Source organism: Rhizobium sp. NXC24 (genome assembly GCF_002944315.1).
GTDB lineage: Bacteria > Pseudomonadota > Alphaproteobacteria > Rhizobiales > Rhizobiaceae > Rhizobium.
Window position 1 is genome coordinate 1,644,206 of record NZ_CP024311.1, and the last position, 26,616, is coordinate 1,670,821.

General features: G+C 53.6%; 21 protein-coding genes. 11 read left to right on the forward strand and 10 right to left on the reverse strand.

The genetic code is table 11. The features are described from left to right. The first annotated feature begins 250 nt into the window (after positions 1 to 250). Positions 251 to 1,501 (forward strand): hypothetical protein, encoded by a 1,251-nt coding sequence (locus NXC24_RS08190; RefSeq protein ID WP_158704437.1) that lies wholly within the window; start codon positions 251 to 253, stop codon positions 1,499 to 1,501. 50 nt (positions 1,502 to 1,551) lie between these two features. Here the strand turns inward: NXC24_RS08190 and NXC24_RS08195 are convergent, their stop codons facing one another. The 4 genes from NXC24_RS08195 to NXC24_RS08210 form a co-directional block, all read right to left on the reverse strand. Next, entirely contained in the window at positions 1,552 to 2,025 is a 474-nt protein-coding gene (locus tag NXC24_RS08195) for a hypothetical protein (protein WP_245463949.1), read from the reverse strand. A gap of 90 nt (positions 2,026 to 2,115) precedes the next feature. Continuing rightward, positions 2,116 to 3,255 carry a hypothetical protein gene (locus tag NXC24_RS08200; RefSeq protein ID WP_104822831.1) on the reverse strand — a complete coding sequence of 380 codons (1,140 nt, stop codon included), beginning with the start codon at positions 3,253 to 3,255 and terminating at the stop codon, positions 2,116 to 2,118. Then, positions 3,256 to 3,714, reverse strand: coding sequence for a hypothetical protein (locus tag NXC24_RS08205; RefSeq protein ID WP_104822832.1), 459 nt, complete (start codon positions 3,712 to 3,714; stop codon positions 3,256 to 3,258). Between the two features lie 139 nt (positions 3,715 to 3,853). Next, positions 3,854 to 4,297 (reverse strand): polynucleotide kinase, encoded by a 444-nt coding sequence (locus NXC24_RS08210; RefSeq protein ID WP_104822833.1) that lies wholly within the window; start codon positions 4,295 to 4,297, stop codon positions 3,854 to 3,856. A gap of 275 nt (positions 4,298 to 4,572) precedes the next feature. Here NXC24_RS08210 and NXC24_RS08220 point away from each other — a divergent pair, with 275 nt between their 5' ends. Both NXC24_RS08220 and vsr read left to right on the forward strand, forming a co-directional pair. Next, positions 4,573 to 5,940 carry a hypothetical protein gene (locus NXC24_RS08220; protein WP_104822835.1) on the forward strand — a complete coding sequence of 456 codons (1,368 nt, stop codon included), beginning with the start codon at positions 4,573 to 4,575 and terminating at the stop codon, positions 5,938 to 5,940. Between the two features lie 2 nt (positions 5,941 to 5,942). Continuing rightward, positions 5,943 to 6,419, forward strand: coding sequence for a DNA mismatch endonuclease Vsr (gene vsr, locus NXC24_RS08225; RefSeq protein ID WP_104822836.1), 477 nt, complete (start codon positions 5,943 to 5,945; stop codon positions 6,417 to 6,419). Positions 6,420 to 6,529: 110 nt separating this feature from the next. On the opposite strand, the gene NXC24_RS08230 is transcribed toward vsr, so the two are convergent. The 5 genes from NXC24_RS08230 to NXC24_RS08250 form a co-directional block, all read right to left on the reverse strand. Then, positions 6,530 to 7,531 carry a hypothetical protein gene (locus tag NXC24_RS08230; RefSeq protein WP_158704438.1) on the reverse strand — a complete coding sequence of 334 codons (1,002 nt, stop codon included), beginning with the start codon at positions 7,529 to 7,531 and terminating at the stop codon, positions 6,530 to 6,532. Between the two features lie 778 nt (positions 7,532 to 8,309). After that, positions 8,310 to 9,362 carry a hypothetical protein gene (locus NXC24_RS08235; RefSeq protein WP_104822838.1) on the reverse strand — a complete coding sequence of 351 codons (1,053 nt, stop codon included), beginning with the start codon at positions 9,360 to 9,362 and terminating at the stop codon, positions 8,310 to 8,312. After that, entirely contained in the window at positions 9,359 to 11,623 is a 2,265-nt protein-coding gene (locus tag NXC24_RS08240; RefSeq protein ID WP_158704439.1) for an AAA family ATPase, read from the reverse strand. Before NXC24_RS08240 ends, NXC24_RS08235 begins: the two co-directional genes overlap by 4 nt. A 377-nt stretch (positions 11,624 to 12,000) precedes the next feature. Beyond that, positions 12,001 to 16,749, reverse strand: coding sequence for a DUF3320 domain-containing protein (locus tag NXC24_RS08245; protein ID WP_104822840.1), 4,749 nt, complete (start codon positions 16,747 to 16,749; stop codon positions 12,001 to 12,003). A 141-nt stretch (positions 16,750 to 16,890) separates the two neighbouring features. After that, positions 16,891 to 18,165 carry a hypothetical protein gene (locus NXC24_RS08250; RefSeq protein ID WP_104822841.1) on the reverse strand — a complete coding sequence of 425 codons (1,275 nt, stop codon included), beginning with the start codon at positions 18,163 to 18,165 and terminating at the stop codon, positions 16,891 to 16,893. Between the two features lie 138 nt (positions 18,166 to 18,303). Between NXC24_RS08250 and NXC24_RS08255 the strand changes: the two genes are divergently transcribed. The 7 genes from NXC24_RS08255 (at position 18,304) to NXC24_RS08285 (ending at position 24,349) form a co-directional block, all read left to right on the forward strand. Beyond that, positions 18,304 to 18,657: a hypothetical protein gene (locus NXC24_RS08255; RefSeq protein WP_104822842.1), complete on the forward strand. Its 354-nt coding sequence runs from the start codon at positions 18,304 to 18,306 to the stop codon at positions 18,655 to 18,657. 169 nt (positions 18,658 to 18,826) lie between these two features. Next, a complete protein-coding gene (locus tag NXC24_RS08260; protein WP_104822843.1) occupies positions 18,827 to 20,035 on the forward strand; it encodes a trypsin-like peptidase domain-containing protein in 1,209 nt (402 codons plus the stop codon). Between the two features lie 224 nt (positions 20,036 to 20,259). Beyond that, positions 20,260 to 20,544, forward strand: a complete 285-nt coding sequence (locus tag NXC24_RS08265; RefSeq protein ID WP_104822844.1) for a hypothetical protein — start codon at positions 20,260 to 20,262, stop codon at positions 20,542 to 20,544. Between the two features lie 35 nt (positions 20,545 to 20,579). After that, positions 20,580 to 21,101 (forward strand): hypothetical protein, encoded by a 522-nt coding sequence (locus tag NXC24_RS08270; protein WP_104822845.1) that lies wholly within the window; start codon positions 20,580 to 20,582, stop codon positions 21,099 to 21,101. A gap of 163 nt (positions 21,102 to 21,264) precedes the next feature. After that, positions 21,265 to 22,056, forward strand: a complete 792-nt coding sequence (locus tag NXC24_RS08275) for a DUF3800 domain-containing protein (protein ID WP_245463950.1) — start codon at positions 21,265 to 21,267, stop codon at positions 22,054 to 22,056. A gap of 188 nt (positions 22,057 to 22,244) precedes the next feature. Further along, positions 22,245 to 23,141: a hypothetical protein gene (locus tag NXC24_RS08280; protein WP_158704440.1), complete on the forward strand. Its 897-nt coding sequence runs from the start codon at positions 22,245 to 22,247 to the stop codon at positions 23,139 to 23,141. A gap of 254 nt (positions 23,142 to 23,395) precedes the next feature. Then, entirely contained in the window at positions 23,396 to 24,349 is a 954-nt protein-coding gene (locus NXC24_RS08285) for a hypothetical protein (protein WP_104822847.1), read from the forward strand. Positions 24,350 to 24,824: 475 nt separating this feature from the next. On the opposite strand, the gene NXC24_RS08290 is transcribed toward NXC24_RS08285, so the two are convergent. Further along, positions 24,825 to 25,847 carry a GntR family transcriptional regulator gene (locus tag NXC24_RS08290; protein ID WP_158704441.1) on the reverse strand — a complete coding sequence of 341 codons (1,023 nt, stop codon included), beginning with the start codon at positions 25,845 to 25,847 and terminating at the stop codon, positions 24,825 to 24,827. Between NXC24_RS08290 and NXC24_RS08295 the strand changes: the two genes are divergently transcribed. Continuing rightward, the gene (locus tag NXC24_RS08295; protein WP_104822849.1) at positions 25,823 to 26,584 is read left to right on the forward strand and encodes a class II aldolase/adducin family protein; all 762 of its coding nucleotides are present in this window, start codon (positions 25,823 to 25,825) and stop codon (positions 26,582 to 26,584) included. The two genes, NXC24_RS08290 and NXC24_RS08295, sit on opposite strands and share 25 nt — an antisense overlap. Positions 26,585 to 26,616 lie beyond the last annotated feature (32 nt).

Genomic DNA, 26,616 nt, shown 5'->3' on the forward strand with positions numbered 1-26,616 from the left:
ATTGACTTCCACGCAGTTTTGGCTTGGCGCTGTACTTCTTCTTTGCTTTCAAATTGGGAAATATAGCGAACTCAACGATCAAGACGAGGACTTGAAACGCTGGTTTGGCGCGGTACCGAACCTGCGAGCCAGGGACTTTCTTAGACTCCGGTCTTATATGGGTACGCTACTATTATTCTTGTTGGTTACTTTTGTAGGATATTTGTTCGCTTGCCTTATTTCCCCATCGGTAATCTCCGGCTGGCTTCGTGTGACCACGCAAGATGGGGATGTCGAAAAATTTCAAGAGCTAATCAAATCTGTTCCATATCCGCTGTTTATATCAGCGGCGTTCATGGGCTTAACTCACGAGGCAATCCCGGGCTTCTCGAAGATTGCAAACCTGCAACGAGACATATTTCATGACCTCGTTGGAGTTCCAAGGATTGTCGCGAATACTGCGACAGACTTCTCTACTGAACTATGGGACAAGCTCGAGACTAATCAGCAACGGGCCGCTGAATTGAGCAATTGGACGAAGCTTAATTGGCGCAACAAGATTAGGCCATATGCAGATATTACGTTTTATGAGGCTGAAATTTCTCGACGAGCCGATGCCCTTGAGAACTTATCCACAAGCTCCGAAAAGGATTTGAAAAGTCTACTTGAACAACTTGTATACGTTGCTTCCATCGCCACTGTGCGTAAGGGAGGAGGAATAGCGCTTAGAAGGCTTGCGCGTGACCTAGGCGTGCATGAGCCGCCTTCCATGAACCTTCCCATCAGGGGACTCGTTGCCGGCGCCCTGCTGTCACTCGTGGCGCTGACGATACTCTGGTTCGCCATTCCCCTATTAGGGCCGGTTGTGGACTGGTTGAATGGACCGCCGCCGCTGGAGTATTGGCCTCATGGCGAGGACGAGCTCACAATATCCGGTCTCTATTTGCTTGCTCAAGCGATACCTGTTCTTTTGGCCGTAACTATACTGGTAATTTCGCTTTCCCCGTCGGCCGGGACAGAGATGGAAAATATAACCTTCAGAGGAATATTTGAGAAACATGCAGTATTGCTACTTTCCATAACTATAGTTGTTTTTTTGTTTGATTATATACAAATGATGTCTGATTATGGAATGTACAATAACGTCATAACTACTTCATTTTGGATTTTTATAGCTAGGTGGATACCGTATAATGTTCTTCACGCAATTATATCAATGTCTGTGTGTATTGTTATTCTAAATTATGTAATTAGAGGACAAACTAAAACAGCTGGTGTTTCAATAAAATACATAATTGCGATGATAGTTTCGGTTGCAGCTCTGTCATGTTTTTACGCAATTGTACGATTGCGTTTCGATTTTCACCAATCAATTGCAATTGACTATATTCTTATTATAAGTTTCCTGAATATTTCTGCTTCAGTTATAGCATTGTATCTGTGCCAATGCATCTGCCACCGTCGTTTGAAGAAGTCAGCACAATCTGCAGAGAGGCGGCAACTTTCTGCAGCGACGCAATGAAGTCGGGCTCGAGTAGACCTGACCTGCAAAGCCTGACTTCGGTTGCCGTTCTATAGCTTGAAGCCAGCGCCCCAGCTTTCCAGCGGCCAATGTTGGTCGGCCCCGGGTCCAGCGGTGAAATGGAAGTCTTTCATAAGCTTTTCCCTAAACAGCCAAGCAGTCTCGGTGAATTGCTGCCGTGTAACCTCGAAACTGATATTGAGAGTAGGGGAGTTCTCAGATTTAAACATGAAACCGGCTTCAATTCCGTCCGGCGTTAACGGGGTCCGCACCCAGAACGAGACTACCGCAGGCCAACGAAATTTGGAAATTGGTGAAACGACTGCCGCGCCGACAATTAGATAGGTAAATTCTACTACCATACAGGGAGGGCCTGGCTGTACATGTTGCCCAATGGCGCCGGACGGTCCTCCAGCGAACTCACCTAGCCAGGCACCGACTTCAATTTCTGGCCATGAGAGCCTTGGACGCCGCTTTTGTTTTCCTTTTGGCATGAGAACCTCGCGACTGGGCTGGATCGCCATCGGCGCTATCGAGGAGTATTGATGCTCCGGTACTGGCAGATCGACTCCGGACGAATCGGCAAGTTTACAGGCAGGAGCGCTGCTATCGGTTTAAAATACGGAGAGGTCCCATCCATGATGCCTTGTCCAGGATTGGATCTGGTCGGTGAAGCATACATAGCCACGGGCGTTGTCGACTGCGTATAACATGCCGCAGAGCGCGTTTCCTGTCGCCGTGTCCGTGGTTACCCAGGCACCCGAATCGCCAAGGCTTGGCGTTGGTATATATTGGCCGAATAACTGGAACCACGTCGTCGAGGGTATGCCGGAGATCTCGAACACGTCGGAGAAACAATAGTAATGGCCCTGGTAGGGCGTCCGGTACGTTACGACATAGCCAGTAATCGTGTAGTCTTCTGCACCCGATTGAGCGCCGCTCATCCGTACCTGATGACCCGAACCCAACTGGCTCAAGCCGTAGATGTCGGTTATTTGGCCAATCCCCCTAACGGTATTTTGTGGAACTACACCGCTTGCCACGTTTACGATCGCGATATCAAGGTCGTGATTCCCTGGGTGGGGCTGGCAGAGGGTATTGCCGCCAATAGGATTAAGCGGCCAATTCGTCTCACCAACCTTCCCTAGCGTCTTTAGTACGTTGCTAGCATCATCAGCACTGACGACGTCACCCTTAGTGCGCGCAACGTGACCGCAGGTGAGGCCGTGGAAGCGGCCATTTTGGTCGCGGAGGAAGCCTCCTATGGTCCCATTCTGGCCTCCGGTGACTAGCTGCCTGCCGCCCTCGTGAGATGCTAGCCGCGCGGGGGCACGGTCCTCGACGATGGCGAAGAAGTTGCGCTCCGCTTGGCAAACGGCTTCCAAACGTCTGCGCAGCCCCAACGAGGCTTTTTCAGTAGGCGCAAAGCATACCTTCACCAGAAACGACTGCTTCTCAGAAAAATTAGCCCACTTCGACGTAAGATAGTCATCGTTGTTGTCCGAGGTATAGTACATCGGAGGGCGCAACATATCAGAATCGACCCAATATGGTCCTAGAGGAGGAGGCCAATAATTAGGGTACAGGAGGTCGAACCCTCCCGCTCGAATTTGCTTTAGGCTATTCCAGTATGGATGGCGCGTGACGACGAATCCGAGGAAGAATTTATTCTCGCCGGGGTCGATTTGCTGGTGGACCCGATCAACGAAAGCGCGGAATTCGTCGGTTCGGGAAAAACTCTGGAGTTCCTGCATCTAGCCCCCCAATTTTGGTGGTTTCACCCTGTCGACGATTATGAGGAAGAGACCAATGAGCAAAAGCGAAAAGAATTCTTTGTAATAGTCGCTGAAGACCGGAGACTTGATTGCGTAGGCCCAGATGACAAACCCGCAGGAACTCGCAAATATATGTCGTGCCTTCAGCAGCCTTTTAATTTCGACGCCCTTGTACTCTTTGTCGTACATTCGGCTTAGCAGCAGGATATTCCCGAGAAAGCAAGCAAGGAGCACAACGAGCGACCAACTCCAGTAGTTGAGGCCAAGAAACAGCTTGCCACTGGTTTCCGGCCCCAGATTGTCCGAAAGCGTCGCATTGCAAATCGTAAATAGGGTCCCGGTCTCGCTGGGAATGAACTTAGCCAATCTGGAAAGAAAACCATCGCCGCGAGTTTTACCAGCGAGGCCCGGTTCTATGGGCTCGAGAAGGCGCGTCAATTTTACCTCCCGGCGACCATCCCGTTCGCAATCCTAATTATCCTGCGGCCGCGCTCGAAATATTTAAGCTAACTTGCGCATATTTACAATCGTGCGTTTAGAGTAGCTCGCTTGTAGTATTTCCTGCGTTGTGCCCGGACTAGAAGTCGCCACGGTCGCATTGGAGGCACACGATGCCGTTGCTACGCCACATGTCTACCACCTTCTGCCGGTCATCAACGGCGAAAAGGACATCGCCATGATGCCTCCTAATATCGGCGAGGAACTCGCTCTTGAGGGCATGGTCAGCACGATTGTCGCCGTCGGGTCGCATGTAGATCTTGCCGAAGGGGATGTTATTCCAGAAAAGCCAGTTCTCGGTAAATTGTCGATGCCGCTCGTTGCGCCCTGATGTAAGGATGACGTTAAACTGGTCGCTTTGCCAGAGGACCTTGTAGAGCTCTACGATCGCGTGATTGGGAACATCAGACCACATTTCGCCGTTGAAACTGGTCCAGTCCGGTCTGTCGCCCTCGAGATGGATACGCCTTGCGCTGATGTCGGCCAAAGTGCCGTCTAAGTCGAAGACGACCACCGGCTTCAATTGTAGGCCTCTAGTATCTGCCGGATGTTGTCGATTTGCTCGCGGGTGCTGCGCCGGATCAAGGTGCATAGCTCGTGGCTATGGTCGGCAGCAAGCGCCTCGGCAGTACGGTGTGCGTAGTTGTTTCGAATGCTGTTTAGCCCCTTGGCTTCAATAAATCTTTGCAGGACCGAGCAGTAGTCAGCCATGCCGGGGCTAGCGCCCGCAGTGAACCTCGCGACAGCGACGGGGATGGCTTTGAGGAAACCATAACGATCGGACGCGAGGAAGCGGGCTTGATCGTTGCTGGCGATCCCTTCCCCTACTATGAACTTGTCCGGGCTCGGCTAGGCGACTGGGGAATGCTGCCCTTCATTGGTGGCATGCCACCTTCTGGCGAGGAGCCTACTTCCGGGGATGGCAATCCTCCCGGACCACGAGATGGAACGACCGCAACGGCCGGGCTCCCAGCCGAGCAAGTTGGGGGATCGGCTGGGGCAGGCGGCAGTACGCCGGGCGATGCCGGAACGGGAGTTGTCTTGTCGATTGGGAGCACGATCGATGGCTTCCGGACGCGGCAGCTGCAACTCAACCTCTCCGATACGAAGCTCAACCAGTTGAATATCGGCGTTGTCGGTGACCTTGGGACCGGCAAGACGCAGTTGCTCAAGTCGCTCATTATGCAAATCTCGGCTTCGGCACGGTACAACCGTGGCATCAAGCCGCGTTTCCTTATCTTCGACTACAAGAAGGACTATGGCAGCGACGATTTCGTGGCTGCGACCGGAGCGAAGGTTATCAAGCCGCACCGTATTCCCTTAAACCTTTTCGATACAAGGCAAATGCCGGAGACCGTGGCGCCTTGGCTCGATCGCTTTCGCTTCTTCGCGGACGTGCTGTCCAAGATCTATTCCAACATAGGCGCCGTCCAGAGGGATAACCTGAAAAGGGCCGTGAAAAGCGCCTACGAAGGCGTTAGACCTGGCCGCCAACCTACGCTCAACGATGTGCATCGGGCATACTCCGGGATTGTCGAGGGCAAGGTCGATTCCCCACTGTCCATCATTGGCGACCTAGTCGACATGGAGATATTCGCAAGCAGGGACCAAGAAGCCATTCCCTTCAACGAGTTCTTCGATGGGGTCGTGGTAATCTCGCTCGATGCGCTCGGGACTGACGACTACAGCAAGAACATGCTGGTCGCGGTGATGTTGAACATGTTCTATGAGAACATGTTGCAAACGCCAAAACGCCCATTTATCGGGAGTGAGCCGCAACTGCGCGCCATCGATTCCTACCTCTTGGTCGATGAAGCAGACAACATCATGAAGTACGAGCTCGACGTGCTAAAGAGGCTTCTCCTGCAGGGGCGAGAGTTTGGCGCCGGCGTGATCCTCGCGTCACAATATCTCCGCCATTTCAAGGTAAACGCGACGGACTACAGGGAGCCCTTGTTGACATGGTTCGTACACAAGGTGCCCAACATTACGGCTGCGGAGCTTTCGAAACTAGGCTTGTCAATGGCGGCCTCTGAAGTTGCAGAGCGGATAGAGGGCCTTGCCAATCACCAGTGCCTCTACAATACACACGATACACCCGGAGAAATGATCCGTGGCCTGCCTTTTTTCGAGCTCATGAGAGGTCGGCACGATCAAGATAGCTGAAGATGGTAGACTTCCTAACGCCCGAGGAACGATCGAAGCGCATGTCACGTATCAAGTCCCGGGATACCGTTCCCGAGGTCGCGTTGCGGAAGGCGCTCCATGCACTCGGGTTTCGCTTCAGGCTTGGATCGAGGCGATTGCCGGGTAAACCCGACATCGTGCTTCCGAAATACAAATCAGTGGTGTTTGTGCACGGATGCTTCTGGCATCGCCATGAGGATTGCAAAGTTGCTACGACGCCAAAATCGAACACCGAGTTTTGGCTCGACAAGTTCGAGCGGAATGTACAGCGGGATTTACGTGTTGCGGATGAACTATCCCGCCTCGGCTGGCAAGTGAACATAGTATGGGAATGCGAGCTATCGTCGATGAAGGCTATCGGCGAGGCCGCCGCTAGCATAGCGCGAGCAGTGAAGGGAGCAACTGATGGGGAGCAGAGCAAGGCTAAGAGCGTGGCGTCGGGAGAGCCGTTTGGTTAGAAGCAACGACTCCCGAATAGCAATGGACCAGCTATACTACTGGCAGTGGGCACTTGTGCGACGCGATAAGCCATATCGCTAATTGAGCGCCGGGCGTGTTAGAACGAGGGCTAGAACTCAATCTGGCGCTGCTTGATTGTGTCGATAGCGTGCCTGAAAAGGTCGATTTTATTCTCGACTGCCTTCTGAGTTCCGCATTGTGGGAGATAGTTAGCCCATCGGGGCGTGCCGAACGGCAGATGGGGATTGTATTCGTAGGGCGCGGATTTGTTTTGGACGTGATATTTCGCCGTGATGCAGATCGGGAAGAATACGGCGGACAGCTCGTTTCTTGCCACCCTTCTGGCATTTAGCAGACCATCGTTTCCGTTAGGGAGCGAGACGTGGGTAAACTCCCATGTCGGTCCACCGGCGAACGAACTAGTTGTCGTGAAATCAACAGTTGTATCGATCTCGCCGGAATACTTTGAATCGAGCGCTGTCTTGGACGCGGCTGGGTAGTCTGCGTTTCCGGGCCAAACCGAAATATCATTTTCATCGCCAAGCATAATCCCGTTCGCAAGGGTCCCAAAGAGGCGTAGCTTTCCTTCCAATTCATTCCCACCCCCGCAGCCTGGAACAGCGCTCGTCCTTTGCGCTTGATCATCGACGATGCGAGGATAGAAATGCGCCTTCGAAGGATTATCTCCCACGAGGCGTGAGAAATCCGCGCTAAAATAATAATGGTTCTGAAGATGGCTTGCCTCACTGATTGAAGCGTCGAGGTTCAGGCTGAGGGGATATTTCGCTGCTCCCCATTTCGAGAAATCGGCCTTGGCACTGCTTCCGACTGTGTTGGTAGCATCCATCGTCACTGAGACACCGCCGATATATTCGATCGCCGAGAAAATGTTCTTAAGTGTGAATTCCTGCTCCTCGTTTTTGGTTTGAAGTGGCCGAAGTTGGCTTTCGCCCGAATACTTTGGGGTATTATAGTACAGTGGAAGTGATCTCGAACTGTTAGTGGCCTGAAAAAGCTCGCACTTGAAGTTCGCTATAATGGAGGCAAGTCTAGATCGAGTCGCCGCTTCGTTTGTTTCGTCTGTTCCTACCATGTCAAAAGATGGTGTCACGCCGCATCCACTGAGTAGGAGCAAAGATAGTAAAGTAAGGTTAGTATATCGCATGACTTCTCACCCCTATTATTTGGGAGTGAGCCTACTATGATTTTCAAATCAAGGAAGCGGATTCTGTATCTCAGGTTGATTTTGTAACGGGCGTTCGCGCGTGGCACGGGCCAACAAAAGCGGTACCGGCATTTGCTGTTGCATTAAGGGCGAGACAGTTCGCGGATTTGCCGCAACATGAGTTCCCAAAACCATTGATGTCCTCATCAAGGCAAATTCGGGGGTGTTGAACCATAATCCGGATCGCTACATTGGCCGATTGACGCAAAAGCGAGTCCGCACGCCTTAGTTTTTGGCACTCGAGCTCAGCGACTAGTCTTCGGCGGCGTTATTTCACCGAACTGCGCGACGCGGTGCTGGCCTTGACCAGCGAGGCCGCTCAAAACCAATTATCTCGTTCGGCTCTGAGCAAAATTACATCCGGCATACCATGGATGACGAGGACCGACAGACAAATGTCGTCATGGCGCCCGAATACATTTCATCAAGTCGATCCTCCAGGATCGAGGTTTGCCAAATAAACTTGTTGATGATTTAGCAGAAGCTCGCGCAGGTGTTGTATTTTGATGGCGTGCCAGAGGAAGAGTAAATTCTGTATGACGCTCTTGAGTTGGAGTAATATCTGACATTGGTTCCAAATGTCTTGTAATTCGAAGTGATGAGGCGACAGGCGTCCGAGATACACGCTAACGGTTTTCACGGCCGGTCGGAATAACTGCCAGAGCTATGCTAAGACGCCAGTTGGCTCGATCAGTCGATTTATAAGATCGTGGTCCAGGCTCGGATCGCTCAGCAGCTCCTGAACCCTTGCGGTGCAGGCAACCAATTCGGCTCGATGTTCTGCGGATCTCGATGTTATCCAAGCGGACCGCGCGAAGAGATAATCGATTGCTACCGGCTTGAGTCTGGCGAATGTAGAGGCCATCGCACGCGTCAGCGCAAGATACTTCGACCCTAAATTCAAAAAAGAGTCCAGTTCGACCTGTGCTGCCGCGAGTTGAGCTTCCATTTCCTCATCGTCGGGGTGTCTGCGTCGATTTCGCTCAGCCGACAATACTTTTTGCATCTCGGATTGCATTCGCTTGGACCAGGAATGCCGCTCGCCGACGAGCGCTTCACGGACTAATCCGTAGACGTCGATCGTCGTCTGACCTTTAGGTGCAATCGCTTCCTGCGGGCTTTGGATCGGCTCGACAAAGCCGTTGGATAGAAAGCGAAGGTGATCAGTAGGCTGATCAGTGCAAGGGTTTAAGAGCAACGGGCATTCGTTGACTAGCTCGGCCTGGCAAGTTGCTCGGGGCGTGCCCGGACTAATCGGAAAGCGGTTCGCCTTGCCAGATTTGCGCAAAACGCGCTCGCCATTCTTCAGTCGATGAAACTGCTTCCGCTCACGATTGCAATCTACACATGATGGCAAAAGGTTATCGTAAGTTGCGGCTAACCAGTAGTAACCTGGGGCACAACGTCGACCATCGTCATCGATGTAGCCGCCCTTCGGGCGGAAATGCTCGACTTCCATCGAGTTGGTGTGCGCGTATGGGCTCTCACAATATGCGCATCTCGTTCCGAAAAGTGCCTCCAGAGCTTCTTTAACCGCTTCAGATTTGTAGACGGAGAATTTTGGTGCTTTGGTTGGTGCTGGCGGAAGTCCCGGTCTCACCGGCTCGATTCCCCCAAAGAACCAAAGCGCATGTTCGCTTTCCGTGAGACCATTTCGGCCAAGCCTCTGCAGAGCCGCTTCGGCATCCGCCGCCGGTCCCCGTTCTATTCTGATCATGTTTGGGGTCCACTGCGGCGAGCGGCTTCCTGCCAAATGGCCGCCAATTCTGCGTTCAGATCTTCCTCGCTCTGCGTCTGCTCTGTCTCGTTTTCGATATCAGACCGTAGCGCCAAAAAGCGATCTATCGCAGTCAGAAGCCGTCGCTCACGTTCGGTGTTTCCCAATTGTTGTACGCGATTGATTTCATCGCGCAGGCGCAGAATTTCTGCCTTTTCCCGCTCAGTTGGCGTCGTTTTTCTTAGCAAGAAATTGTATCGATCGAACTGAGCCTGCAGTGCTGGATCGAGAGTGCTAGCAAGACCGAAGTGTTCGGAAGTGAGGATTTGGTCAACGCGCATGCCTTCAATCGAGGGTAAATCCGAGACGAGTTTCACGCCTCCACGGGGACCTTTGTGCAGAACCGCGATTTCTCCGTGGCGTAGGCCTCGAAGACAGAGGGGCTCATGCGTCGTTGCTATAATTTGCATTCCGGGCAAAACGGAACGCATGCTCTCGACGAACCGCAGCTTCCACGAGGGGTGCAGATGGTTTCCTACCTCGTCGATCAGCACCAGGCCCTGAGCAAGCTCCGGTGTCTTCCATGTCGGCAGAACGAGTGAGAGGATATCGACGACAAGTGCGATAACCGTTTGATATCCGTCACACAGCCGACCTAGCGGTATGAACTTGCCGAACTCGAACAGTCCCACGTCACCGTCACGACGGACAAGTTCGCGGTCTAGGTCGATGGCGAGAGCATTTTTGATTGCGATCGCGGCATAGTCGAATTCCTCGGGAGTTGCATCGAGCAGCCAATTTCTTGCGTCAATCAAAGGAACGAACGGATCGAAAAGATTTTCTATCCGAGCATAGCGCGCACCGGTAGGAATTTGCTCTGGCCGTCGCGGCAAAAGCCTTGTCGAGCCGTAAGCGGCGAGAATTAGTTGGGCAGCACGGCCACCGGTCGAAACACTACCATCGCGATAGATTTTCAAAATTCGAGGATCGCGAGCGCCGCTGAGGTTGAGGTGTATTTCGGCGCATTCTGCTCCAGCCTTGACCATACCACCCAAATCGAGATTCAGCGCACCGGTCAGACTGTTGCGGTATTGCTCTCCGAGCAACGCCAGCGCGATCGCTTGTAGTATGGTGCTCTTTCCGGCGGCGTTTTCGCCTAACAACATTAGCCAAGGGGCTCGCTCTGAACCGTCAGCAATCTTCAGATCCAGCCGGGAAATAGCTCGGAAATTTTGGATGGAAATAGACTCGATGAAGCGACTACCAATCTGGCGATAGGCGTTCGTTGAATCTGCGCTGTCTTCTTCGAGCGAGTAACTTTCACGCTGAACCTCAAAGTCAATTAGCGCCCTTTGAGCAAGCCGTTCTTGCCTTCGATTTGCCTCAACAACACCCGGTCGTGCCAATTCCATAATCTCAGGAAATTCTGCAAACCCTTCTCCTGGCAGTTCGGAGATTGCTCGACCGATGAGTTGTCTGCACATTCCGGCATAGGCGGCAGACGGCCTCATCATACTTTTTAACTGTTCGATCATACTCCCGACTAGATCGTAGTTGTTAAATTCGACTGCGCGAACCATGTTGTTCATCAGATCGGAAGCCTTAACCGCTGTTCTCCGCCTTTCTTCAACGAGACCTGTTCGATTCAGGCCCAGTAGAGTGATCGTGGTAAGGCCCCTTCGATCGGCGCTTGAGACCGTGCCATCGAAAGAAAAGACCAGAATCGATTCTACGTCGTCACTGCACGGATCGAGAAGGAGAGGGCGCTCCGCCGCCAGTTGCTCGACGCTCGAAAGCACTTCTCCGCGCAGGCTTTCGTCTTCCAATGGAAACTGCGAACCCTTTCCTGAGCGCGATCGCGATCCCGATCCCGACGATGAACGATAGGAGATGCGGTTGCACTCCATGCAGCTCAAGTAGAGATTTGACCATTCGTTGGTGAGCCACCAATAATGTAGCGGAAAATGCTGCCCATCGTCTGAAATCAAGCCCGATTTGGGCCGGAACTGATCGATATCGCCGGGACCGGTCGCTGCAATCACCGATTCACAATAGGCGCACTTGTTATGGAATAACCTTTGAAGCGCCTCTTTGACCGAAGGGTCCCGAAAAATCCTAAACTCGAAAGCGCCGCGCTGACGATTTCCTGCAAAGTTCTCGTAAAATCTACTTGCCGCTTGAAATTCCCTATCTGCTTTCGACCCCGGAGATCGGTGGAGAATGTCAGGCGCCGATACACTATCTCGATCAATCCTGATCATCGAGCTCGAATCCATCTCTCAACTGCGTTTAAATGTTCGACTACCTCAGGTTTATTGCTTCGTAAAGACGCTCGTTTCGCCGTGTCCTAGTGCGGACGGCAAGAAGCAATCCTCCGACCACTGCGTCATGCTCGTCCCCCAGTGCGGCCAGACGGACGCACTGACGAAGGCCATCAACTACGGTCAGAATGAAAAGGTCGGCTGTCCGATATAGACGGTCTTCTGGAGTGCATGTTTCACGATGTCACAAAGCAGCAGTCCCACACAATGAATTGTCAGTTCGCTTCGGGCCGCCAAAAAATGATACCCAGGAACACGGAGCCCGCAATTTTCAACATCATTCACCGCTCCCGGCAACCTTCGGCCGATCGGGCGCCTCAATGTGCGACGAACATTCCGTCCTTCTCAACGATCTGGCCTGCAGCAACAGCGCCATCGATAGCTAATACTAAAACCGACCTCAGTTGAGAGCTGGTCGATAGGAAGCCGAACACTCTAGCGACCGCAAGGACTAGTTGATCCTTGGATGCCCCGAAATTTTCCTTCAGAACGGCAACGGCTGCCGCCGCGATCTCAGAAGGAGGGAGCGCTTCCGGTCGACGCACGCTTAGGGAAGCATCTGAACGGTCTCGGATCACGATTTCCTTGTTCGCCACTGTGTAGAAGCCATCGTTCCCAACGATTGAGCCGGATCGCACTGCTGCGGACAGACCGGCTTCAACTGCGTCTCGGATACGATTTCCGGCTCGTGCCAGGCCCCATGCAGAACGGATCCGGACGACGACTTCGCTGTTATGGATTGGACATTCCGCCGCGACCACGGAGGTAACATAGCGGGCCATTTCACCGACACTTACCTCGTGAGGCTCGCAGTCCCTTCGAACGCCGATCTTGGCTTCTTCGTAAGGTATAGAGATTTGTTTCCGTTCGGGCGCGGCATGTGCCGTTACCACGTCGACCTCTTCCCGCTCTTCGACGGTGAAGTGGAGGGGAACTGCTTGCTTCGGTCGGGCAAGATCTTCATCGCGGGCACGCCATTCGCCCTTCGCCGCCTCGATCGCGGCGACGACTTTGTTGAGCTCGTCTTGCGGACGCAGATACCAATCTGTCGACCAGATCCTATGAATGATCCATCCATGGCTTTCGAGAACATTCTGCCTCAACCGATCGCGATCTCTTGCGGATCGCGACGAATGGTATTGATAGCCATCGCACTCTATGCCGAGCACGAACCGGCCTGGCTTTTCAGGGTCGGAAATCGCGAGGTCCACAAAAAAGCCCGCTGATCCGATCTGGTTTTTGACATCGTAGCCCAGACTCCGGAGCCGATCGCCAACCTGCTCTTCGAATATAGAGTCCGCGTCATTGCCCGTCGCTTCGGCGATCCCAAACTTTCCGGTTTGAGCGAAGGTCAGGAAGAGTTTGAACGCTACGACGCCCCGGCTCCTTACGCGCTCAAGGTCGATGTCATCGCCGGTAATAGAAGAGAATACCTCACAGCGCAGCTTGGCACGAGAGATCAAAACGTTAAGACGTCGCTCACCACCGTCGCTATTCAGCGGACCAAAGCTCATGGAGATGTAGCCTTGCTGGGTCCGGCCATAGCCAACCGAGATGAAAATCACGTCGCGCTCGTCCCCCTGAATGTTCTCCAGGTTCTTCACAAAGAACGGTTCAGTCGAGACTTTGTTGAAGAAATCTTCGACGTCAGGATTCTGTCGTCGCAAGAGTTCAAGCTCTTTCAAAACGGCTTGCCGCTGAGCAACGCTGAACGTTGCAACGCCAAGCGATTGGCCCGGATTCGATCTAGCGTGGGCAATGACTGCTTCGGCAACCGTCCGTGCCTCGATCGGGTTCGTCCGAGTGTTACCCCGGTCGTAATGGGCATTCGGCAGATAGTTGAACCGCAGGCCCATGCCTGCGATCGCATCGTAGGGGCTAGGGACAATAAACAGGCGGTTGTCGTAGAATTCTCGGTTGGAAACCGCGATGAGGGATTGGTGCTTGCTTCGATAGTGCCACCGCAACATTCGGTCGGGCATGCCCTTGGCGAGGCAGAGATCGAGAATGGATTCCGCGTCGCGAGCTCGTAGCGTGACATCCTCCGCGTCCTCATCAGCCTCATTAATGTCGGTGGTCAGTTTGGCGAAGAAGCGGGTAGGGGGAAGCTGACGCTCGTCGCCAACGATCACGACCTGCTTGGCACGTGCGATGGCGCCCAGTGCGTCGACGGGCTCAACCTGTGAAGCCTCGTCGATCACCAGAAGATCGAAAGCCACCGCGCCTGGCTTCAGGAACTGAGCCACCGAAAGTGGGCTCATCATGAAAATCGGTTTGATCTGCTGGATCGCCGGTCCTGCGCGTTCCAAAAGCATACGGATGGGCAGATGATTTTTCTTCTTCGCCAGTTCCGCGTTCAGCACTCCCAATGGCCCGATTCCGGCGTTCCCACGTGGCAATTCTTCAGCATGTCTGGTCACGATCTTTTCGCGTGTCAGGCTAACTCGTGCGGCCTCCAGCTCTCGAAACTTTCCGACCGTACGACTGTGCAGATCGCCGTCGAACCGCTTGAGTTCGGGCATCTTTTCGAAAAAGGCGTTGCGAATTGCCTGGTAGTAGGCACGTTCCATGGATGGCCTAAGCGACGCAGCATCAAGGCGGCCCGCCGTCGTTGCAACGACTATTTCCTGCAGACCCAGGGACGAGGCGTGGTGGCATCTATCGACGAAGGAAATCCACTTCGTAATGCTTTCGACGTTCGCGTGCCAGGCGTCGACCTTTGCACGGATTGTTTCGAGTGGCGCTTTCGCCAGCTCATTGCTCCCAATCGCATGAAGCTCGTTGAGATCGATAAATTGGACCAATTCTCCCCACTGCCGAACCACTTCACGATAGTGAACGTCGAGAGCAAGCAGGCTGTTTTTGAGAGCAGCAATATCGGAAACCTTGGCAATCCTGGTTCTGGCTTCGGCGTCCAGCACCGGGCGGTATTGCATGTCCCACGAAACGATCCGTGAAAGCTTGGACCAATCTGACGCTTCGCCTTTCCAGTCGTTTCCAAAGACTGATTTTCCAAGCTCGCTATGCGCAACGATGGCCTTCCGCCGCTTCTGTCCAGCCATGAGGAGATCAATGGCGTCCAACCGGGCTTTCTGCCCTTTGGGTAGATCGGCCTTCATATACGATCGAAGAACGGAAAGCTGGCTCCGATAGCCTCCGTTCAGGAAGCGGAATAGGGAGGCTCCGTGTGCAGCAATTGCAGATCGCGTCTCCGCGGGGTTCGCGTCCCATGCGGCTTCCGAGAAAGTGGCATCGATCTTGCCAACTATCTCACGCAGTTTTTGCCCCTCGTTGACGAGTTCCGCAACCGCTGCGGGATCATCCCAGTTGGCATCAATCATTTTCGATCTATCGCCAGGGAAGGTGACAGCCGCCTCGCTGATCTTCATCAGCAAACCGATATCATCCAAGGTGCTGGGGGATCTGAGTTCGAGAATTGCACGGGTGGTTTCGCAGGCTTCCATTAGAGCCCCGAGTTCATCGTGCAAAGCCCCAACATCCTTCGACAGTCGGTCGATGTCCTCAGGCATTAGCGCGTCGCGCTGCACGCCGTACCAGGGGTGATCAGGCGGTGCTCCGGTCGTTCTGAGACGATCGGCAAGCTCGTCACAACAATCTACTCGCTTCAGAAAATCAGCGGGCGTCCAGGTATGCGGGTCCTTGAGATTGAAGCCTTCGATCCCATGATCTCGCGTTCGCATAAGGTGGCCGATGAGGGCAAACGGAGTCAGGCCGCTCGGATCCTGCCGAATATGCATCAGGTCGGCGTGGCCGTTCAAAGTCGCCTGGATGTCCTTCAGCCGCTCAATCACGGTGACGTCGGACTTCGGCTGCCGAGTAACTAGTTCCTTAGTTTTTCTCAGCTCTTCCAGTACGCCTTTTTTGTTCGCTTTGTTCGAATGCAGTTCAAAAGTGAGAGCGCCGAGACCGGAGTCGCGAAGACGCCGGTGCACGACCTCAAGAGCGGCCATTTTCTCCGCCACAAACAGTACGCGCTTTCCTTCTGCGGCAGCTGAAGCGATGATATTGGTAATTGTCTGGCTTTTGCCTGTACCTGGAGGTCCTTTAACGACCAGATGATGGCCACGTGTGGCTTCCTCGATGACGATGGATTGGGAAGAATCTGCGTCGACGACATGCGATATGCGCTCGGGTGTAATCTCCTCATCAATACGACCAGTTTCCGGAACAATAGAATCGCGGTAAGGAAAGCCGTCGCGCAACAGACCGGCAACAACCGGATGCTCATCGAGCTTGTCGCCACTCGGCCAATTCTCAGGATCAAGGTCTCGATACATCAGGAACTTCGAGAAGGAAAAGAAACCTAGCACTATCGCGTCGGCCATCACGTTCCAACGTGATTTTGCTGAGACGGCCTCGGAGACAACCTGCAGATACTTCTCGACATTCAGATCATCATCGTCGGGAAGGTCAGGAAGCTTGATGCCAAATTCCCCGTTGAGTTTCTCTTGCAAAGAAAGGTTGGTTGACGGCGCTTCGCCACGCCCCTTGAGCGTAAAGCGCTCAGACGCGGATGTTCGTTCGAGCTTGACTGGCAGCAGAATTAGCGGAGCGTTTCGCTCGACATCCGACTTGTCATCTTCGAACCAACGCAAAAGCCCGATAGCCAAATAGAGAATGTTGACACCCTGTTCCTCTTCCAGCGTGCGGCTATCGTACCAAATGTCGAAGAGCCGCTTCTGCAGCCCCTCTGATGTCAGTCTAGTTTGGAGGCGGCTATCCGTGTGTCGGCGCGCGATGCCCTTTTCGTCGAGGTCTTGGTCATCCGGCTGCGGGATACCTCCAACCATGTCGTCGCCATCGAGGCCAAGTTCTTTCTTTTCTTCTTCTGTAAGCTTGACGCCAGGCAAGAACGTCATGCCGCGCCCTTCGGACAACATCCTGCAAACCTCGACCGATTTTTCGTCGACGATCTCCACGATCCTGTTGTTTTTGGAGCGGAGCGGTAAATGGATCAGTCGGTTTCGCGTGCCGAGATCGAGAAGGTTCTTCCGATCTGCCAAAAGCTGATCGCGAAGCGTGTTTCCAGTCGCCAAAGTATCCATGACAGTCCCTCAACAATAGGAGGGAGAATATCGGCAGGTGGCTATCATGCAACCGATACGTTTTGAAGAGACTTAGAAATCCCCATTTAGGTTGATTGGCGCCGCAGGCCGGGATGGTGGGTCTCCTAGTCGCACAGCGGGCTAGCTGAATTTGGAACGATATCTTTCGTCGGGGGCCAGCCAATTTTCGATGAAATCCAGAGGATCCACGCTTTCCATCATTGCCCGTGCAAGCGTCAGCCGTTCTACCACGCGCTGGCGGCGCTCTTCATCAACGCCTCTCAGTCGCTCCTCGGCATCGGCGAAAAAGCGCTCGATTGTCATTGCCTTGCCCCATTTCTCGATGACCTCGGCAAGCTGCTGTCGACTGTCTGTTTGAGCTTGAGCGACCTTGCGGGCATCCTCGCGTCGTTCGTAACGTTCCCACTCGTCCTCCCTTTCTCTCTTTCGCTTGGCTGCCGCCTGATCTTCGGCTGTCATAAGGCGTTGCAGATTGTTTTTTGACGATTGCAAAGTCTCGATGATTTTTGGGATCATCTTGTTAAGCGACTCCAGCTGCGTCTCCTGCCAGCTAAGGGTCCAGTCGACGCCCTTCTTTGGAGAGTAGGCAATGACCCGAAAGCGGCCGGAGGGTATATCCTGCTCGGTTGTCCAGGAATGCGTCAGCTGCCAGGGCTTGGCTGATTGGACAAGCCTGCTGTCCTCACGGTGGTAATCGCCGTTAAGGTATCGCATCGTAACCCTCTCTGTCATTTCGGTGAGAGCCAGTCCTATCGGCACGGTGTCGATGTAGAATATCGTCGGCCGGTCCGGTCCCCAGATTCTACCTGTATGATAGCGCCCGTATTTTCTATCTTTGTGCTCGACCTCCTGCTCCTTGACGGGAGTGCGATGTAGTTCATCGCTGGGTGGGGCGATGTGCACTCGATATCCCCCTTGGTCCAGTGCTAGGTAAAGATCGTTGGCGATCGAGAGCGCACGAGGTAGGCCAGCTTCCGATGATATCAGGTCGGGCAGGATTCTCTTATATGGCCGCAGAAACTCCCCTTCTTTTATATCCCGGGTCTTCCGCAATTGCTCTTCGACACCAGAGAGCAATGGATGATGTTCCATGCGACGGGCCTTTTTGACGGCCTTGGTCTTACGGGCAGGGCTATCGTCGAGCAACCTCTTTTGCCGTGGCTTCGGGCTCGAAGGTATTATTTCAATGGTTTCGTTGGATGCTTCTGGCAGCACTGGCAGCTCTGCCGCTAGCCCGAGTGATTTACGTGTCCAATAGCCAGATCCGGGGTACGGAATCTGATGCTGTCTGCAGACCGCTGCCAGTGCCGTGCCGGAAATGCCAAATTCCGGCGCGAGCTTACTAAGCGGTAAGCCACAGACCCGCTCGTAAAGCTGAAGACGTGTCAATTTCATGGTGAAGAATCCCGATCTCAACGCCGGTTGATATCACACTGTCCTCATGGCTATTGGGTAAATCTCCTTGTATTTATGGTTGTGGTCCCCGATATTGGCATCGGGTACTATCTAGCGACAGTTGTGAGATAACGTGCAATGCCTCACTGGTTACGTCAAATATCAACGTTCATATGGGGCGAGCCTATCAAAGAACGCGCTGATACCGATCTGGAGAGTGTTTGGGAGGCAGCAGCGGCGGCGGAAGCAATCATTCGCCAACGCGAGCAATATCTGAGAGAAGGCGACGTCAAGAACAACTCAACCGCAGACGTTCTGAAAGGAATTCAACTGAACGTGGCCGATCTTCGCAACGGGTCGGTCGACGATGCGATTCAGAGTATGGCGTTGGCTTACACACAGTTGGAGCCTCTTCTCAGCGATGATGACAAGGATGATCCGTTGCGAGAAGCGTGCAGACTCCTGGATCAGGCAGTAGGCGAGCTGTTCTGAACGTCAAATTATTCAGCGCGGAAATTTAGCGGCTATGAGGGGTATGCTCTGGGCCATTCGCTCAGCACAAATAGAGCACTCGTTCAAGAACAGCAAACCTTGCACACAAGATCCGGTTGCGTAACCGTGCCGCTGAGTTCTAGTGTCCCAATACTTTGGGGAGCTTCGCATGTCGGTTCTGTTTCGCGTTCTTTTCGTTTTAGTTTCGTGTGCCAGCATCGCGTCAAATTGCCTGGCTGACAGCCCAACCTCTTATGGCACTGGCTTTGCGGTCACCAGCGACGGATGGTTGCTCACGAATGCCCACGTCGTTGAAGGATGTGTGCGGGTTGAGGTGAGGGGAAAGGGCGATGCCAGTGACCCGCGTGTCGACGCGAACAACGACCTCGCCCTTATTAAGATTGCTGCTCCGGAGCCGCTGAAGCCCCTCGTTTTTCGACGCGCACCGACAAGGCTTGGTGAGGACCTCATCGCCATCGGCTATCCTCTTGCTACCCTGTTAGCGGACTCCGTGAAGGTAACAACCGGGAACGTCAACGCGCTTGCCGGATTGCGAAACGATACGCGGTACATCCAAATATCCACGCCGATCCAACCGGGCAATTCCGGCGGCCCGGTGGTTGATCGCGATGGTTTCCTGATGGGCATCACCAGCGCAACGCTTTCAAAGGAGACCGCCGATCAAATTGGCATAACGGCGCAGAATGTGCACTTCGCGATACGGGCTTCGGTCGCGGACCTATTCATGCAATCGCAGAGTATCGACAGTCAGTCAGGCGATAGAGCCCCAGATCAGCAGGCGATCTCGACGGCCGATCTCGCCGAAAAACTAACGCCGTCAGTGTTTCAGATACTCTGCTACGGCAAGCCGGACATGCAGGCATCGACTAAACCGCCGGAAGCCTCGACAAGCCTTCCGGCTCAGCCCGTCACTCCATCTCTGATAGACGCCCGTGGTTATGACGCGATTGGCTTCGACTATCGGACATTGAAAGACGTCACCTACGCCGATTGCCACCAGATTTGCGAAGGCGACGACCGTTGCAAGGCGATAACCTACAACACAAAATACGGCGTCTGCTTTCTGAAAGATAACGTTGTTGCATTGATCAGGAATGGCGATGCGCTGGCGGCATACTCTTCAACGAAGGCAGCCAGCGTCATAGTGTCCGATTTCACCAGCTATTCAGGAATGGACACTCCTGGCGGCGATTATAAGCGGTTGCGGAACACCAACTACCTAGAGTGTTTTACGGCCTGTATCGGTGACAATGCGTGCAAAGCGTTCTCCTATATCCCCAAGAAGTCAGAGTGCTGGCTCAAGGATTCGCTGGGTCACCCACGCGCCACGAAGGGGGTTGAGCTAGGCGTGAAGTAGCGTCGGGAGAGCATGCGCTAGAGCCAATGGAGACGACGCGAGCTTGTGCCCGGCTATTCGGAAACGAGGCTCCACAAGCTCACTATCGCGGCTCCGACTATTGGAATAGCAGGAAGGCCGTTATTGCAGTGCCGATGGCCTTGGGCGTCGAAACAACCGTTCTTAGTTCCTCATCTGGAGAAACAATGTTTCCTGCAGTAAGAAGGATGCAACCAGGAGGTCGCATGCCTATTGAAGCCAAGATCGTTGACGGCGCCAAGAACGTGAAGACCGTCACCCTGCCAGATGATCCAAGTGATCGGGAGATGATCGATGCAATAGGCGGTGGGCCTGGAGTGGACATCCATCACCTGAGCCAGTCTGGAGACTACGAAGTCTTACGGCTGACGGGCGGTGTGGATAAGCTGGTCATTGGCAAAGCACCACAGATCTCCGCACCGGTAAAAAAGCGGATTACGTGCACAATATCGGATGCGCACGCCGTCAATTTGGCAGCCAGCTTCTCGTGACGCCGCCGACCAGGACATTTGGCTTACAGACGCCGATGGACCTTCACAAGAAGCTCCTCTTTGACATCGAGCGGCTGCGGTCTGGTGGATCGTCTGCGTCCGTTGCCTATGCTGCAATGGACTGTGCCATCGATGCCACGCATCTGGCAGACTGGGTTCTACGTGCTGTCGACAACGACCATCACATCCGTCTAACGGGCAAACCCATTTCTAAAGACAACGATATTTCGTTAAAGGGGTTCGATCACGTCTGCGGCGACAGGTTGCGAGCGCTCGCATTCTGTCGCGATATTGCCAACCACAGCAAGCACGTCGTTTTGACGCGCCGCAAGCCAATAGATGGCATCGAAACAGGACGATCCATACGGTTCAACCCGAGCTATAACGCTGTAAAGGGTCCTACGAAGGGTCAGACCGTCTTCGCGTACGCGTATATCATCGTCAACGAAGAGCGCTTCTTCGTGATCGAGTTGTTCCAAGACATGGCTGACCAGTGGAAGCAGTTCCTGGCTGATGAGGGACTGTGGGAAGAAGATGAGCGGCCTCTGGAGGATTAGGGGCTACTGGCCGCGTGCTGACCGAATTCAAGGAATAAATCAGAACAATAGAAAGAACAAAGTTCCTTGGGCGCAGCGCTGTCGTTTGGATTGGCGAAGATTTTTTCGGTATATAATCCGCAGATGATTTGAATCGCTGGAGACTACGCCGATTTTCCTGCCGATGCCTGAGCCTGCAGAGCCGACTGCTGAAGAAAAGCCTCGCAAGCAAATCCTCTATTTTTGCGATGAAAGCTCTCAATCCGACGACACCTACATGGCCGTCGCGGGTATCGCGGTGGCGCGTGATGCCATTCCGTATATCCTCGGGAAAATAACGGATATTAGGACGACCTACGGCAAGCAGGGTGAAGTCAAGTGGAAGAACGCGAAGAGCCGTAATGGCTTGGTCCATGAGGCCTACATCAAGCTTCTGTTCAAGCTTGTGGCAGAGGGTAGGCTTCACTTTCACATCCGCTTTTCCCGAATGGACGAATACGACCATAGGAGGTCGGGCCCTCGACGGAAGATTGACACCGTCAGCAAGGCGTTTTTCCAGCTGCTCTTGCATCGCCCGGTCGCGTTTTACGGTGCTGAAGCTGACCTCTATGTTCATCCGGACGATGGCGACTGCACGAAGCAGCTGCCCGATCAGATCAACGCCCTGAACTTCGTCGGCCGCCGAATGTGCGGTGCTCAGAATATCGTCAAGCTGGTGCAGCCACGCAGCTCGGAACGTGAGCCGATGCTGCAGCTTCTCGATTGCACGTTAGGTGCACTGGCGGCTTACAGGAACGGGCGACACGAGAAAGAAGGGATCAGCGACACCAAGAAGCGGTTAGCAACCTTGGCGTTCGAACTGACCGAATGGCCAGATATCCATGGGAATTGCTGGCAGAAGAAGAAGTTGAACAGATGGAATGCTGTCCCAAAGCTCAAGAAGGAGAGCGCGGCCGGAGGGACTAGCCTCGGTTAGAGGCGATCTGGTTTGAAACCCAGGGCTTCGTCCACACCGACATTATAAAGGGTAGTGAGAAGTTGCGAGATTCGCAACCGCTGTTCTCACGACCTTCTCGCTCTCCACCTGAACGACATCGCGGAAGAACTGATGCTCGCGATAGGTGGTTCGAAGCAGGTACAAGTCGAAACAACGCGAGTCGAAGAGTGATCTCGCATATCGAAGGCAGGAAGGCTTTGGCAGAACCACAGACGCTCGACTTCAAAGGTATCGGAGGCCTGGCAGCATTCATCTCGGACGCACTGCAAAAGTTGGATGGATGGCTTAAGCGCCCAGAAGTGCAGCAAGCGTTCGAGATGTTACTCAAATTTCCCTACCAGATAGATCAAAGGGCCAAAAATCGTTTTCGATTTCTTCGACAGGGTCTTCTGCCATCGCTGCCTTTGTGCGAACACGTCGCGGAATCGCAGCCAGTAGAAGCGGGATCCGTCTCGCAGAGATATGCTGCCTCGCTAGAAGCGATGGGACTCTTGGAAGACGCGCGGATCATGGAGGCGATCGGCAAATTCGTGCAGATCGTGCCGCCTGTATATTCCCTGCGGGCCATTTTCCCAGAAGTGGAGGCGGTTGTTCGGCGACACTTTTACGAGCCGGGCGAAGAAGGCAGCCTCGCAAGCGTCTTCGACATGCGCTTGGGTATGGTCAACCTCTATATAGATGCCCCGCTCGGGACAGCTGGAACTGCTATGGCCGCTGAGAGGTTCATTTTCACAAACCTCGGCGCGATCGACTTCGCATATGCCCGATCAAATGAAGACATCAGGCAAAGATATCGTCGTGCTTTTGCGAAAATTCCGAATCGCCACCGCGTTTGCCACGGGGTCCCCGAAGAATATGACGAAAAGCATGTCATCAACGGTCTGACGATACTGTATATCGCCGTCATTGCATGTCATCTCATCCTCTCTCAAAGTGAAGAGAGCCCGCGAGCGGCCGACAAGCCCATTGGCAAGCTATTTGACGAAAAGCGAAAAGAGGTGCGATCGATTGATCGCGAAATTTTCTCCTTTATTCGTGCAGCGGTTAAAAACCAGAGCAAATAACTGTTTGGGCATCGGGCGGCGGTCCCGCCTGAAGTTGTGGGCGGTTCTTCATGCAGATTCGACACAGCATCGCGGGCCGAGAACGCGCGCACCCGATGCATTCCGGGGGGTGGTGTGATAGCTTGCATGTCAATGGTACGGCGGCGGATTGCAGTCGGCTGGAGCGGGATTGGCGGCTAAGGGGATGCGGGGTGACCCATCGACTTGGAGGGAAAGCACGCAGGCCTAGAAAAGGCAGAATTCAACAGGCGTGGATGACTTTCGCAGCATACGCGGCGGGTACAGGTATTGTCGTCGCCCTTCTGACAAATGGTTGGAAGCTGTATGATTGGACGGTCGGTGGACTCGCCTATGCAGCCGAACAATCTGCTACCGCAATTCTGCTCACCAATATTGGAAGCAATTTTATCGCCCGCAGGAAGATTGCCGAGATTTATGAGGGACGGGCTTGCTTTCAAAGTGCTCAGCCCGTTGCGCTGGATGAGGATGGTCGCCAAAACGACTTGATAGCCTGGTTCTTTTTCAGCCCTGACGGCACATGTCAAACCGGAGAATATCCTCCACCCGTGTCTGCAGCCGTATTCGCGTTTCGTAAAAATCACTACGAGTTTGCCGGAGATTTTTCCGGATATGGTTTTATTGGACTGGACGTGGAAAACGATGGGCCGTTCCTCATCGCGACACCCTCCCAAAGCTCCGTTCCCATAATCGAAATCTTTGCACTTGAAGGAAAAAAACTCCGAAAGGTCGCGCGGGTCGACGCTTCGATCGACGACGGGGACGGCGAAAGCGAGGTCAAGTTTGATCACAAAATGGTCGATGGATGCCTCGTCGTCATTGCAGCTGCTGAGAACCAAAGACATATCTGTCCCAACTCGGGGTCTAGTGAGACGAATGACCTTTCCTTTGACAGATTCTTTGGGATAGCGGACGACGGTAAGCTCACTGTCGACGGCAATGACGAGACACCTGACGGTGCGGACCGCAGCGTTTACGGAGTTTACATCGACCCATTCGACAGGCTGTGGTTGCCCGGAAGCTGCGACCCCGTGAAAAACGTCAGTGAAAGCAATGTGTTGGCGTTTTTTGGCTCCTATCATATCAGTGATTTGAGAGCAGCACCTGAATCCGACGGCACAGCCAACGACGTGATTGGTAAGCTGACCTGCGGGAACATCAAAATCAATCTCAAGGCTAGCGGTTGGTGATTAGGGACCGCGTTGGGAAGGCCCGAATGGACCGAAAGCCCGTGCTGTGCACAATTAACAAAGCTATCATCGACAGGACCTCAGAGGTGGAAGCGGTGGTTCATTGGTCACGAACGAGGGGACCCACTCTTTGAACTAGGATGGGAGGCTTTTCGTCCTGCGGAGTGAGACAAAAATCAGCGATCCGCTGGAAACGGCCTCACACGTCCGGGTAACCGCTTACGCTCGCTCTCGATGTAAGATCGGCTTTCCGGCTGGGAATTGTGCTCCAGCCGGAAGAACTCGTTAGGGCCTTGACATCAAGGCCGGTCGTTTGGAGCCGATTCTTTGCGATTATCGCCTGCCCAATCGCCAATTGCCAATGCTCTATGCCCCCGCCGTCAGATGACGCTTAAACTCCGACGTTGCCTGGATTTTGCTATAGAGAAGTTTGGAAAAACTAGATGGCTCATAGGCCTCCGCTCAGACGCTTCCGCTAGAGAGATGTGGACTGCTTAGATGATGTGGCCTTGCCGGTGGCGGATCGGAGGGTGGCCTCAAACTCTTGTGCTGCGAGATGCTTGGCCAATCGCTCTCCATCCACGAGGTTATGTGCCTCTGCCAATTCGCTCGCTTTAATGGCGTCGCCCGACATGATTGCTCCTGCAATCGCCTCGTGCTGTGACACGATAGTTGCTGGCTCGAACAGCAATGAGTCGACTGAACGAATGTACATTCGTATCTGAGACTCTATCGAAGCGTATTGGGCTATCAGGCGTTGGTTCCCAGCCAGCTCGACGATGGTTTTGTGAAACTTAAAATCTGCCTCGGCGATCTTGCTCCACGACCCTCCATCACATTGCTTCTCAAGGTGGCCAAGCGCCTTTTTTAGAACCGAGGTCGATCGTGGATCAATTGACTTGGCCACCAACAGTGCGCTCAAGCGCTCCATCGATGATCGTACCGTGTAAAGCTCCCACACATCAGTAGACGACAGGGAGGCAACAGACCATCCAGCGTATCGCTTAAGGCTCATTAGCCCTTCAGTTGCGAGCTGCTGGAGAGCACTTCGGATTGTTGCCCGCGACAGTTCCAGTTCTTCGGAGAGCTGACCCTCTGTGATGCGGCTCCCCGGCGCGATCGTCCCGTCGATGATCGCGTTTCGGATAACGTCTGCAGCTTTAATCTCCGCAGGAACTTTGACAATTTTCTCCACGCCGAAATTTTGCAAGAACGCGCCCTCATGTGGTCGACCATTTTCATGTGCATACGTTAATGGATAGCAGAAAAATTGTCGACAGACGTTTTGTAGCAGCATGTTTCTATCTAAAAATGGTCGACCATCGACAATTTTCGTCTTCCATTCTGGCAGTTTCCCTGTATTATTCTCCGCGAGATTTGTCGGAAGAGAGCGTCGCAAACTCTCAGGTTTCATAGCGTCGACTGTTGGGCGCGCTGCAATCTGGAGGCTTTGGCGATCGAAGAAAAGCGAACATGGATCAAGCCAATATGGGTTCACAAAGTCAGCTCCAGAATGAGACTGAGCTTCGCATCGACTTAGCCGCCGCGTTCAGGCTCGCTGCCAGCTTTGGTTGGAACGAGTCAGTGAGCAATCACTTCAGCTGCGCAGTAGGCGCGGACGGCGGCAAATTCCTATTGAACCCCAAGTGGAAGCACTTCGCCCGTATTAGGGCAAGCGACCTTCTGTTGCTGGATGTCAGTGATCCGGAGACTATGCGTCGAGCGAACGCGCCGGATGCTACAGCCTGGTCAATTCACGGCGCGGTGCATCGCAAAAACGTTGATGCCCGGGTTGTCCTGCACGCGCACCCCCCTTACTCGACTGCTTTATCCAGTTTGCGTGACCCTGGTCTGAAGCCGATCGATCAAACGACCGCGCGATTTTATGGGCTAGTGAATGTCGATTTGGGTTTCGGCGGACTTGCTGATGGTGACGGAGAGGCGGAAAGGTTGGCTGCCGCCCTGGGAGAGGCACCCATCCTCATGATGGGTAACCATGGCGTGACCGTCTCCGCGAAAACAATTCCCGAGGCCTTTGAGCACCTTTACCTATTTGAACGAGCGGCCAAAAATATGATCTTGGCATACTCGTCAGGACAGCCTCTATCGATCATGTCTCACGACCTCGCCCTCAAGACTGCTGCGGAATGGCTCGCCTACACGAATCAAGCCTATGCCCACTTTGAGCAATTGAAGGACATGCTCGACGAGGACGACCCAAGCTTCAAAGACTAGTAGCCCTGATGGCAGCATCCAAAGACTACAGC

What these genes read in the sequence shown, in the direction of transcription:
- NXC24_RS08195 (WP_245463949.1), bottom strand. Translation starts at nt 2,025, where the DNA reads ATGGCGATCCAGCCCAGTCGCGAGGTTCTCATGCCAAAAGGAAAACAA.
- NXC24_RS08200 (WP_104822831.1), bottom strand. Translation starts at nt 3,255, where the DNA reads ATGCAGGAACTCCAGAGTTTTTCCCGAACCGACGAATTCCGCGCTTTC.
- vsr (WP_104822836.1), top strand. Translation starts at nt 5,943, where the DNA reads ATGGTAGACTTCCTAACGCCCGAGGAACGATCGAAGCGCATGTCACGT.
- NXC24_RS08235 (WP_104822838.1), bottom strand. Translation starts at nt 9,362, where the DNA reads ATGATCAGAATAGAACGGGGACCGGCGGCGGATGCCGAAGCGGCTCTG.
- NXC24_RS08240 (WP_158704439.1), bottom strand. Translation starts at nt 11,623, where the DNA reads ATGATCAGGATTGATCGAGATAGTGTATCGGCGCCTGACATTCTCCAC.
- NXC24_RS08245 (WP_104822840.1), bottom strand. Translation starts at nt 16,749, where the DNA reads ATGGATACTTTGGCGACTGGAAACACGCTTCGCGATCAGCTTTTGGCA.
- NXC24_RS08250 (WP_104822841.1), bottom strand. Translation starts at nt 18,165, where the DNA reads ATGAAATTGACACGTCTTCAGCTTTACGAGCGGGTCTGTGGCTTACCG.
- NXC24_RS08255 (WP_104822842.1), top strand. Translation starts at nt 18,304, where the DNA reads ATGCCTCACTGGTTACGTCAAATATCAACGTTCATATGGGGCGAGCCT.
- NXC24_RS08260 (WP_104822843.1), top strand. Translation starts at nt 18,827, where the DNA reads ATGTCGGTTCTGTTTCGCGTTCTTTTCGTTTTAGTTTCGTGTGCCAGC.
- NXC24_RS08265 (WP_104822844.1), top strand. Translation starts at nt 20,260, where the DNA reads ATGCCTATTGAAGCCAAGATCGTTGACGGCGCCAAGAACGTGAAGACC.
- NXC24_RS08270 (WP_104822845.1), top strand. Translation starts at nt 20,580, where the DNA reads ATGGACCTTCACAAGAAGCTCCTCTTTGACATCGAGCGGCTGCGGTCT.
- NXC24_RS08275 (WP_245463950.1), top strand. Translation starts at nt 21,265, where the DNA reads ATGCCTGAGCCTGCAGAGCCGACTGCTGAAGAAAAGCCTCGCAAGCAA.
- NXC24_RS08285 (WP_104822847.1), top strand. Translation starts at nt 23,396, where the DNA reads ATGACTTTCGCAGCATACGCGGCGGGTACAGGTATTGTCGTCGCCCTT.
- NXC24_RS08295 (WP_104822849.1), top strand. Translation starts at nt 25,823, where the DNA reads ATGGATCAAGCCAATATGGGTTCACAAAGTCAGCTCCAGAATGAGACT.